Below are 10785 nucleotides of genomic sequence, written 5' to 3' on the forward strand. Positions count from 1 at the left end.
TTGAGCGTTATAAACTTTCACCAAAATGAATTTGAAAGCCGGTATCAATAATATCGCGAGCGGGCGGAATATCGTTTAAGCGATCAATCACTTCTTGTGCGGCAATTTTGCCGATCTCAAACCGCGGGGTGATCACTGAGGCAAGTTGTGGCGTCATGGACTGCCCGACATTGTGTCCGTGAAATCCGGCAATCGCAATTTGCTGTGGTACGGCAATACCTTGCCGCTGACATTCAAACAGCGCACCGATCGCCAAGTCATCATTGGTACAAAAAATGCCATCGGTATCCGGACGCTGTGCCAAAATTTGTCGCAGCTGCTGTGCGCCCAAGCTAAAAGATGATGCCTGTTCGGTGATCAACTTATACGGCTGTAAACCGTGGGTTTTCATCGCCGCTTCATAGCCTTCGATCTTTTGAAAAGTGCGGTTGTCCATGCGTGCGGCAAAGTAGACGATTTGCTTGCGCCCGCGCCGAATCATCGCTTCGGTCATTTGTTTTGCCGCCGCGCGGTTATCGAACCCGACTGCTTGCGCCACCGGCTTGCTGTGCTGCAAATCCATCATTTCAATCACCGGAATATTGGCGACTTGGAGCATTTTCAGCGCTTGTTTGCTGTGAACATTTTCCGACAAAATCAGCGCATCGACATTATAAGAGAGCAGCGATTTAATCCGTTTTTCCTCGATTTCCGGCGAATAGCCGAAATGCGCCAACATGGTTTGATAGCCGGACAACTCAGTCACCGATTCAATTCCCTTAATCACATCGGCAAACACTTGGTTAGTGAGCGAGGGAACCAGCACACCAATAGCATAGCTCTTAGCACTCGACATGATCCGCGAGGCAACATTCGGAATATAGCCGAATTGTTCGATCGCGGCGGCGATTTTTTCGCGCGTGGCAGGCGCAACCGTTTGCGGATTGCGCAAATAACGGCTGACCGTCATTTTAGTGATGCCGAGATGATTGGCGATGTCTTGCAGTACAGGGCGTTTGTTTTGCATTTAAACTGATGTCCGATTCTTGAGACGGCGCAAGTGAGGGCTTGCGCCATAACCGTTGAAATAAAGTTGATTATACCTTAAAGCACGCCACTAAATGTTGATCATTGCCTTGTAAGTGCGGTTTTTTCGCGGCACATTGCGCATCGGCAATCGGGCAGCGGGTACGAAACACACAGCCAGACGGCGGATTAATCGGCGACGGCAGATCGCCTTCCAATAACTGAATCTGCTTGTTACGTTCCAATTTCGGATCAGGAATCGGCACTGCCGACATCAACGCTTTGGTGTAAGGGTGTTTGGTGTCGTGGAACACCGATTTATAATCGCCCAATTCAACTGCATTGCCCAAATACATCACCAGCACTCGGTCGGAAATATGTTTGACCACCGATAAATCGTGTGCAATAAAAATCAGCGATAATCCCATCTCTTTTTGCAGCGCTTTCAGCAAATTCACCACTTGCGCTTGAATGGAAACATCTAGCGCGGAAACCGGTTCATCACAAATAATCAGCTTCGGCTCGATGATTAACGCGCGCGCAATTCCAATCCGCTGACATTGACCGCCGGAAAATTCATGCGGATAACGATTGATTAAATTCGGCAGTAAGCCGACTTTTTTCATCATATTCTGCACCTGTACTTTGACTTCTGCGCGGCTCAAGTGCGGTTGGTAGACCTTCAGCGGCTCGGCAATAATATCGCCGATAGTCATTCTCGGATCTAAAGAAGCCAATGGATCTTGGAAAATCATTTGAATGTCATTGCGCAATGCTTTCCACTGTTTGGCGGTTTGCTGGTTTAAGTTTTTGCCTAACCACACCATATTGCCGCCAGCTGACGGCACCAAGCCGATAATCGCGCGCGCTAACGTAGATTTGCCGCAGCCGGATTCGCCCACCACGCCCAAGGTTTCGCCTTGATAGAGTTTAAATGAAACTTGATTCACCGCTTTTAAGGTTGCTGGCTTGGCGAAAAACGCCTTTTTATCTTGCTTAATTTTAAAATGGACGCTGAGATCGTGCACGTCTAACAGTAATGTTTCGCTCATGATGCCATGCCTCCCAATTGAATTTGTGGTTGAAGCTGGTTAATCGGAATAAAGCAGGCGCGCAAACGCTGCGATTCAAATTTGCTTAGCGGCGGCGCTTGCAAACATTGCGCACCGGCATGCTGGCAACGAGGCTGGAACGGGCAGCCGCTCGGCAGATTTAACAAATTCGGCGGATTGCCCGGAATGGTGATTAAGGCGTGCGCTTCTTCGTTGAGTTTTGGCACGGCATTAATCAAACCGATGGAATACGGGTGGGTCGGCTGATAAAAAATTTGTTCGGCACTGCCATATTCCATGGTGCGACCTGCGTACATCACCAGCACGTTGTCGCAGATCCCGGCGACCACGCCCAAATCATGGGTGATCATAATAATCGCAGTGTTAAATTCGGTTTTCAGTTCATTCAGCAAACTCATGATTTGCGCTTGCACGGTAACGTCAAGTGCGGTTGTCGGTTCGTCGGCAATCAGCAATTTCGGGCGGCAGAGCAGTGCCATGGCTATCATCACACGTTGGCGCATACCGCCTGAAAATTCATGCGGATACATCTCCATTCGCTTTTTGGCTTCTGGCATTTTCACTGCGTCGAGCATTCGCAACGATTCCTGATACGCCGTTTTGCGATCCAAGCCTTTATGCAGCATCAGCACTTCCATCAGCTGATCTTTGACTTTCATATACGGATTCAGTGACGTCATCGGATCTTGGAAAATCATCGCAATTTGTTCCGCGCGCAGACGGTTTAACGCCTTTTTCGGTAGATTTAAAATTTCTTGACCGTTGAATTTCGCCGAGCCTTCAATTCGTCCGTTATCGGCAAGCAGCCCCATTAATGCAAAAGCCGTTTGTGATTTGCCCGAACCGGATTCGCCCACAATGCCAAGCGTTTGTCCGGCTTGCAGTGAAAACGTCAGGTTATTGACCGCGGTGACATCGCCGTCGTGGGTGCTGAAAATCACCCGTAAATTATTGACATCAAGTAATAAGTTGTTATTCGTCATGGTTTTTTCCTTTTCGCTTTTCCTACCGCACTTTATCGATCTTTCGGATCGAGGGCGTCGCGCAAACCGTCGCCGATAAAGTTAAAACAAAACAGCGTAATCACCAGAAACATTGCCGGAAAAACCAGTAGCCAAGGTAAATATTCCATAGAGCGGGCGCCATCGTTTAATAAGCCGCCCCAGCTGCTTAGCGGTTCTTGTGTGCCTAAGCCTAAAAAGCTCAGAAAGGATTCAAATAAAATCATGCCGGGCACCAACAGCGAGGCATAAACCACTACCACGCCCAGCACATTCGGCACAATATGTCGCCAAATAATTTGCCGTGTCGGCACGCCGCAAACGATCGCCGCTTCGACAAACTCTTTGCGTTTCAGGCTCAAAGTTTGCCCGCGCACAATCCGCGCCATATCCAGCCACGAAACCATGCCGATAGCGACGAAGATCAGCAGAATATTTTGCCCGAAGAATGTCACCAATAAGATCACGAAAAACATAAACGGAAACGAGTTTAAAATCTCTAAAATCCGCATCATGATCGCATCGGTTTTGCCGCCGACATAACCGGAGGTAGCGCCATACAGCGTGCCGACCAAAACCGCAATCAAGGCTCCGGCAACGCCGACCAACAGTGAAATGCGCCCGCCGACCGCCACGCGCACCAACATATCGCGACCGGAAGAGTCGGTGCCGAAATAGTGCCCGCTTTCCCAATCAGGCGCCGCTGACATCATATTCCAGTCGGTTTCGTCAAATGCGAATGGCATCAGCAGCGGGGCGAATAATACGAATAGAGTAATGGCAAACAGCACTAGCAAGCTGACTAAGGCAGCGCGGTTATGGAAAAAGCGGCGTTTGGCATCTTGCCATAAGCTGCGACCTTCGACTTCCTCTTGTGCAAGCTGCTGCGCCAATTGTTCGACCAATACGATATTTTCTTTTTTTATTAACATGGAGAGCCCTTAATAACGAATTTTTGGATCGATTACGGCATACAGAATGTCCACAATCGCATTAAAGGTAATCGTGAGTGCGCCGACCAAAATCGTCAGGCTCAACACCAGTGAATAGTCACGGTTTAATGCACCGTTCACGAAAAGCTGTCCTAAGCCGGGCAAGCCGAAAATGCTCTCAATCACCATTGAGCCGGTAATAATTCCGACAAATGCCGGCCCCATATAGGAAATTACCGGCAACAGCGCGGGGCGCAATGCGTGGCGCAAAATAATGCGTCGCGTCGGCAAGCCTTTAGCCTTGGCGGTGCGGATAAAATTCGAATGCAGCACTTCAATCATCGAGCCGCGCGTGATCCGCGCGATACTGGCGATATACGAGAGTGAAAGTGCGGTCATCGGCAGCAGTATATTGAGTAACGCGCCGTCATTCCAACCGCCGCCGGGCAGCCATTTTAGGGTAATCGAAAAAATCAATACCAATAGTGGCGCCACCACAAAACTGGGAATTACCACGCCGGTCATCGCAAAGGTCATAATCAGGTAATCAATCCATTTATTTTGCCTGATTGCCGCAATCGTTCCGGCGGCAATGCCAAAAAACAGTGCGATAAAAAAGGCGGAAAAGCCTAATTTCAGCGAAACCGGAAACGCCTGCGCGACCAGCTGATTGACGGTGAAGTCTTTATATTTGAATGAAGGACCTAAATCGCCTTGCACTAAGTTTTTCAAATATAACAGGTATTGAGTGTGAATCGGTTTATCCAGATGATATTTCGCCTCGATATTCGCCATCACTTCCGGCGGATAATTTTTTTCGCTGGAAAATGGGCTGCCGGGGGCAAGCCGCATCATAAAAAATGAAATCGTGATCAGCACAAACAGCGTTGGAATCGCTTGTAGCAGGCGACGTAGAATTAAAGTAAACATAAGCAGTTAATCTAAAAAGTAAATGAAATATCAAAGTGCGGTAGGGTTATACCGCACTTTGTCGAACAGATCATTGCAATGATAAATTGCTAATCCAATCGGATTACTGCTTGATCAGGTACACATCTTTCAAATAGTAGTTTGATCCCGGCGACGTAAAGGCATAACCTTTCACATGAGGTTTGATCAAACGCGGTTGAACGTAGTGATATACTGGCACGGAAGGCACATCCCGGCTGAAAAATGTTTCGGCTTTGGCGTAATCTTCTGCGCGTTGTGCGTCATTTTCAGCAAGTAATGCGTTTTTAACCGCTGCGTCATACTCCGCATTTTTGTATTTGGCGGTGTTATTGCTGCTGTCGGATAAGAAGTAGTTCACAAATGAAGTCGCCTCGTTATAATCGGCACACCAACCGGCACGCGCGACGTCATAGTTGCCTTGGTGGCGCGAGTCTAAATAGGTTTTCCACTCTTGGTTTTCCATTTTCGCATTCACCGCACCGCCTAAATTTTGTTTCCAAATAGAAGCCGCGGCAATCGCGATTTTCTTATGGTTTTCCGAAGTGTTGTATAACAGAGTGAAATTTAACGGATTGGCTTTGGTAAAGCCCGCTTCCGCCAACAGTTTAACGGCTTCGTCGTTGCGTTTTTTCTGATCCCAATCCGCCCACTCAGGATTGGTCAGCTTTTCGCCACCGTTGATATACGGCGGGGTGAAGTGATAGGCAGGTACTTGACCTTGGTTAATCACTTTGTCGGTGATGATATTGCGATTTAACGCCAAACTCAACGCTTGTCGCACGCGTACATCATTAAACGGTGCTTTAGCGGTATTGATCTCATAAACATAGGTACACAAAATCGGTGCGACTTTCAATTCGTCCGGCAAGTCTTTTTTCAGCTGTTGGAACATTTCCGGCGGGATTTCTTTGCCGGTAATATCAATTTCGCCTGCACGATAGCGGTTAATATCGGTTGTAGCCGATTCGATCGGCAGCAAGGTTACTTTGCTTAACACGGTATTGGCATTGTCCCAATATTCCGGATTCGGCGATAATTCCGATTTTTCGTTCACAATTAAGCGATCAAGTTTAAATGCGCCGTTGCCCACCAGATTTTCGGCTTTTGTCCATTGGTCACCGAATTTTTCGATGGTGGCTTTGTGTACCGGGAATAACACATAGTGTTCAACCAATTTATCGACATAAGGAATCGCTGAATCCAAGGTGAGCTGCAAGGTGTGCGCATCTAGCGCTTTTACGCCCAACTCGGTCGGCGCTTTTTTCCCTTCCACCACATCGGCGGCATTTTGCAGAGTTAAATATTTTAAATAAGTGCCGTAAGGCGCAGCGGTTTTCGGATCCGCCAAACGTTGCCACGCATATACAAAATCGTCAGCTGTGACCGGATCACCATTTGACCATTTTGCATTATCGCGGAGTTTAAATGTCCACGTTTTGAAATCGGCAGAATGTTCCCACTCGGTCGCCACGCCGGGTAAGATATGCCCGGACGCATCGGAGGTGACTAAGCCTTCAAACAGTTGACGGGCATACTGCCCTTCCACATCGCCTTCCATTTTAGCCGGATCGAGCGTTGCCGGGTTGGTGCTGATGTTATAAACCAATTCTTGTTTAGCCGCCAGTTCCGTACCGGCAGGCACATTGGCTGCCAATGCCGAAGCGGCTACACCGAAAGTTAAGGCAAATGAAAGTGCGGTATTTAAGCGAGAGCGTTTGAACGTCATTAGATACTCCTTAATAGTATTGTGGTTTTGAAGCATTTTTTCAGAAAACGGTTATCCTGCATTCTTTCATAAAAAATGACTTTGTAAATAATTAAAGCGCAGAATTTCGATAATTGTCACGCTAAAAGCATATTTGCGCGAATAAATCGATGATAAGTTAGGCAAAAACGTGCTTTTTTATCAAAATTTTGCAAAAAGGGAGTACAATGTTGGTGTCGAATTGAATTTTATGGAGGGGAAAATGAGCAGTGAATTAATCTCGGAACAACAGTTTAACCACATCGTCAGCGATGTTATCCGTTTAACCCAATACAGTCACGGCGCGGGCTGCGGGTGCAAGATTTCACCGAAAGTGTTAGACCAAATCCTACATACCGAAATGGAAAAATTTATCGATCCGCACTTGTTGGTCGGCAATGAGAGCCGAGACGATGCGGCGGTGTATGACATCGGGCAGGGCATCGGCATTATCAGCACCACCGATTTTTTTATGCCGATTGTTGATGATGCTTTCACCTTCGGCAAAATTGCCGCCACCAATGCGATCAGCGATATTTATGCGATGGGCGGCAAACCGATTATGGCGATTGCAATTTTAGGCTTTCCGATCAGTAAATTGCCGGCGGAAGTGGCGCAGCGCATTGTGGAAGGCGGGCGTGCCGCTTGTCAGGCAGCCGGAATTTCTCTCGCCGGCGGACATTCGATCGACGCGCCGGAACCGATTTTCGGACTGGCGGTCACCGGCATTATTAATACCAAAAAACTGAAGAAAAATAACGCCGCGGAAGCCGGTTGTGAGCTGTATTTAACCAAACCGCTGGGCATCGGGATCTTAACCACCGCAGAGAAGAAAAATAAGCTGAAAGACGAGCATAAAAATCTGGCTGCCGAGGTGATGTGCCAGCTGAACAGCATTGGCGCGCAATTTGCCGAAGTCGATGGCATTACTGCGATGACCGATGTCACCGGCTTTGGTTTGCTTGGGCATTTATCCGAAATCTGCCAAGGTTCCAATTTGGCAGCGGAAGTGAATTTCAACCAAGTGCGGTTATTGGACGGCGTGGAATATTATGTCGAAAAAGGCTGCATTCCGGGTGGTAATAAGCGAAACTTTGACAGCTACGGGCATCTGATTTCTGCGATGAGCGAACGGCAGCAAGCGGTATTATGCGATCCGCAAACTTCCGGCGGCTTATTAATCGCCGTGCGTCCGCAAGCGGTAGAGGAAGTGAAAGCCTTGGCGGCAAAAAACGGAATAGACTTGTTTAACGTCGGGCGCTTGCTGGAAAAAACCGAAAAATCGGATGCGATTATCACGGTGATTTAACGCATACCAAACTAAATCAAATAAAAATTAAACAGTAGGAGTAAGTTATGTCGACCCTTTCTGCCTATGCACAGAGCGGAATTTTATTGGAACATTGTCGCGCGGCGATTTTTTTGGAAGCGACAATTGCTGATCTGGCGGTAGTTAAGACCGCTTGCCACCAATTCTTAACGGAATTGGAAACTTTGCAGCAAACCTATCCTGATGCGGCATTGGGCGCAACCCTTGCTTTCGGCGATGCGTTGTGGAAACAGCTTGCCGGCACGCAAAGTGCGGTTGAACTCAAACCGTTCACCACGTTAGGCAAAGGCAATTTAAGCGCTCCGGCAACTCAGCGCGATCTGCTGATTCATATTCAAGCGCTGCGCCAAGACGTATGCTTTTCCGCCGGGCAAATGGCGATGCGGGTGTTTGGAAAGTTCGTGACAATCGAGCAGGAAACTCAAGGCTTCCGCTGGATTGAGGAACGTGATCTCACCGGCTTTATTGACGGCACTGAAAATCCGCAAGGCGATGAGCGCGCGCAAATCGCCTTAATTGCCGACGGCGACGATCAAGGCGGGCAGCTATGTTTTCACTCAATGCTATGAGCACCAGTTGGATAAATGGCAAAAATTGAGCGTAGCCAAACAAGAGAGCGTGATCGGCACGGCAGAACCAAAACCGACAGTGTCGAACTGGACGACGTGCCGGATACGTCACACGTCGGCAGAGTCGATTTGAAAGAAAACGGCGTCGGGCTGAAAATGCTGCGCCAAAGTTTGCCGTATGGAAAAGTCAGCGGTGCGAACGGCTTATATTTCATTTGCTACTGCGCCCGTCTGCACAACATCGAACAGCAGTTATTGAGTATGTTCGGCGAAATCGACGGCAAAACCGATCGTCTGCTCGGCTTCACCAAAGCGGTCAGCGGTAGCTACTATTACGCTCCGTCAATTGCACAGCTAAAAGCCTTGGCGTAATTTAGCTTCAATAAAATAGCAAAGTGCGGTAAGTGTTGACCGCACTTTTTTATTTGCTGCGTGCCGGAAAACAACAAGAAAAAAGCCGATTGGTTTCCCAATCGGCTTGTTTGTCCAGCAGTATAAATACTGTGTGGTAATTTCCAAAAATTAACGTTTGCTGAATTGCGGACGACGACGTGCTTTGCGCAGGCCCACTTTTTTACGTTCAACACGACGAGCGTCACGAGTGACGAAGCCGGCTGCACGCAGAGCAGGGCGTAAAGTTTCATCATATTCCATTAAAGCACGGGTGATACCATGACGGATCGCACCGGCTTGACCTGAAATACCACCACCTTTAACAGTGATATATAGATCCAATTTCTCAGTTAATTCAACTAATTCCAACGGTTGACGAACGATCATGCGAGAAGTTTCGCGACCGAAATAAACGTCGATTTCACGTTGGTTGATAGTGATTTTACCAGTACCCGGTTTGATAAATACACGGGCTGAAGAGCTTTTGCGGCGGCCTGTACCGTAGTTTTGATTCTCTGCCATAATCTTGATCCCGTGATTAAATGTCTAATACTTGTGGTTGCTGTGCAGCATGGCTGTGTTCAGCACCTGCATACACTTTCAATTTGCGATACATTGCACGGCCTAAAGGACCTTTAGGCAACATACCTTTAACCGCAATTTCAATCACGCTTTCAGGACGACGTTCGATCATCTCGTTGAAAGTCGCTTGTTTGATTCCACCGATGTGGCCTGTGTGCCAGTAGTAGATTTTATCGCTTTGTTTTTTACCGGTTACGGCAACTTTCTCAGCGTTAATCACGATGATGTAATCACCGGTATCTACGTGTGGGGTGTACTCAGCTTTGTGTTTACCACGTAAGCGACTTGCGATTTCAGTAGCCAAACGACCTAAAGTTTTACCAGTCGCGTCAACTACATACCAGTCACGTTTTACAGTTTCCGGTTTTGCTACAAAAGTTTTCATTAAATGATTACCAAAATAAAAATTTTAAACCCTGTGCCTAAAGATTAGACACACCTCAAATTGATTGCTGCACCCCTTCGAGTGAGTACTCAATTAAATTTACGTGGCGGGAAATACCAGTCGTAATACAGAGTCGCAAGATTATACGGAAAATAAACACAAAATGCCAATAATTCTTGCAAAAAGATGGCGAATGATAAAAAAATGTGAGCCGCCCCTTGATTTTGTATCAATAGTGCTTAGTTTTCTTCGCATAAGGCTTTATAATTTCAAGCAGTTATCTTGACTAATTTATCACGTAATTCTTAAGGGGAGAGTATGGAAAGTACCAGTGCAGCAACGAATGTTTGGTTAATCGGTTTAATTGGCGCCGTGATCGGATTTATCTTGGCGTATGTATTGATCAAAATGACCAGCGGCAATGTGAAAAAACAGCAACAAACCGCGTCGGAATTGAAACAGGTGAAAACCGAAGTCGAGCAGCAAAAAGCTAAAATCGAAGAACATTTTGCCGAAAGTGCGGAGCTGCTGAAGTCGATGGCTCAGGATTATCAGCGTCTGTATAAACATTTAGCGACAAGCTCGGTGGCATTGCTGCCGGAGGCGAAAGCAAAAGCGATTTTTGACGATAATTTACTGTTAGCGGAGCCGACGGTGAGCGAACCGGTTGTTGTCGAAGCGGATTTGCCGACGGAAGCGCAACAAAATGAGGCGGCGGCAACGCCAGAGGTAGTGGATAAAGATCAACCTAAAGACTACTCAAAAGGCTCTTCCGGCTTGCTAAAAGCCAAAGAATCCTAATTTAATCAAAATTATCTAT

10 protein-coding genes and 1 pseudogene are annotated in these 10785 nt (G+C 47.4%); 3 read left to right on the forward strand and 8 right to left on the reverse strand.

The annotated features are described in order from the left end of the window. Positions 1-7 precede the first annotated feature (7 nt). From ACUHGC_RS08205 to ACUHGC_RS08230, 6 genes are all read right to left on the reverse strand, one after another. Positions 8-1006, reverse strand: a complete 999-nt coding sequence (locus tag ACUHGC_RS08205) for a substrate-binding domain-containing protein (protein WP_446832861.1) — start codon at positions 1004-1006, stop codon at positions 8-10. 70 nt (positions 1007-1076) lie between these two features. After that, complete coding sequence (gene oppF, locus ACUHGC_RS08210) at positions 1077-2057, reverse strand: murein tripeptide/oligopeptide ABC transporter ATP binding protein OppF (protein ID WP_446832862.1); 981 nt, start codon at positions 2055-2057, stop codon at positions 1077-1079. Next, positions 2054-3061: an oligopeptide ABC transporter ATP-binding protein OppD gene (oppD, locus tag ACUHGC_RS08215; protein WP_446832863.1), complete on the reverse strand. Its 1008-nt coding sequence runs from the start codon at positions 3059-3061 to the stop codon at positions 2054-2056. Before oppD ends, oppF begins: the two co-directional genes overlap by 4 nt. A gap of 32 nt (positions 3062-3093) precedes the next feature. Next, the gene (oppC, locus tag ACUHGC_RS08220; protein ID WP_446832864.1) at positions 3094-4011 is read right to left on the reverse strand and encodes an oligopeptide ABC transporter permease OppC; all 918 of its coding nucleotides are present in this window, start codon (positions 4009-4011) and stop codon (positions 3094-3096) included. 9 nt (positions 4012-4020) lie between these two features. Then, complete coding sequence (gene oppB, locus ACUHGC_RS08225) at positions 4021-4941, reverse strand: oligopeptide ABC transporter permease OppB (protein ID WP_446832865.1); 921 nt, start codon at positions 4939-4941, stop codon at positions 4021-4023. A gap of 103 nt (positions 4942-5044) precedes the next feature. Further along, a complete protein-coding gene (locus tag ACUHGC_RS08230; RefSeq protein ID WP_446832866.1) occupies positions 5045-6688 on the reverse strand; it encodes an ABC transporter substrate-binding protein in 1644 nt (547 codons plus the stop codon). 241 nt (positions 6689-6929) lie between these two features. Here ACUHGC_RS08230 and selD point away from each other — a divergent pair, with 241 nt between their 5' ends. Beyond that, positions 6930-8015 carry a selenide, water dikinase SelD gene (gene selD / locus ACUHGC_RS08235; protein ID WP_446832867.1) on the forward strand — a complete coding sequence of 362 codons (1086 nt, stop codon included), beginning with the start codon at positions 6930-6932 and terminating at the stop codon, positions 8013-8015. 47 nt (positions 8016-8062) lie between these two features. Then, positions 8063-8977, forward strand: a pseudogene (locus ACUHGC_RS08240) (Dyp-type peroxidase). 150 nt (positions 8978-9127) lie between these two features. Here ACUHGC_RS08240 and rpsI read toward each other — a convergent pair. Both rpsI and rplM read right to left on the reverse strand, forming a co-directional pair. Then, positions 9128-9520: a 30S ribosomal protein S9 gene (gene rpsI, locus ACUHGC_RS08245; RefSeq protein ID WP_034612860.1), complete on the reverse strand. Its 393-nt coding sequence runs from the start codon at positions 9518-9520 to the stop codon at positions 9128-9130. A 16-nt stretch (positions 9521-9536) separates the two neighbouring features. Then, positions 9537-9965, reverse strand: a complete 429-nt coding sequence (rplM, locus tag ACUHGC_RS08250) for a 50S ribosomal protein L13 (RefSeq protein WP_446832868.1) — start codon at positions 9963-9965, stop codon at positions 9537-9539. A gap of 318 nt (positions 9966-10283) precedes the next feature. Here rplM and ACUHGC_RS08255 point away from each other — a divergent pair, with 318 nt between their 5' ends. Further along, positions 10284-10766 carry a YhcB family protein gene (locus ACUHGC_RS08255; protein ID WP_446832869.1) on the forward strand — a complete coding sequence of 161 codons (483 nt, stop codon included), beginning with the start codon at positions 10284-10286 and terminating at the stop codon, positions 10764-10766. Positions 10767-10785 lie beyond the last annotated feature (19 nt).

It is taken from the genome of Testudinibacter sp. P27/CKL/0425 (genome assembly GCF_052931395.1).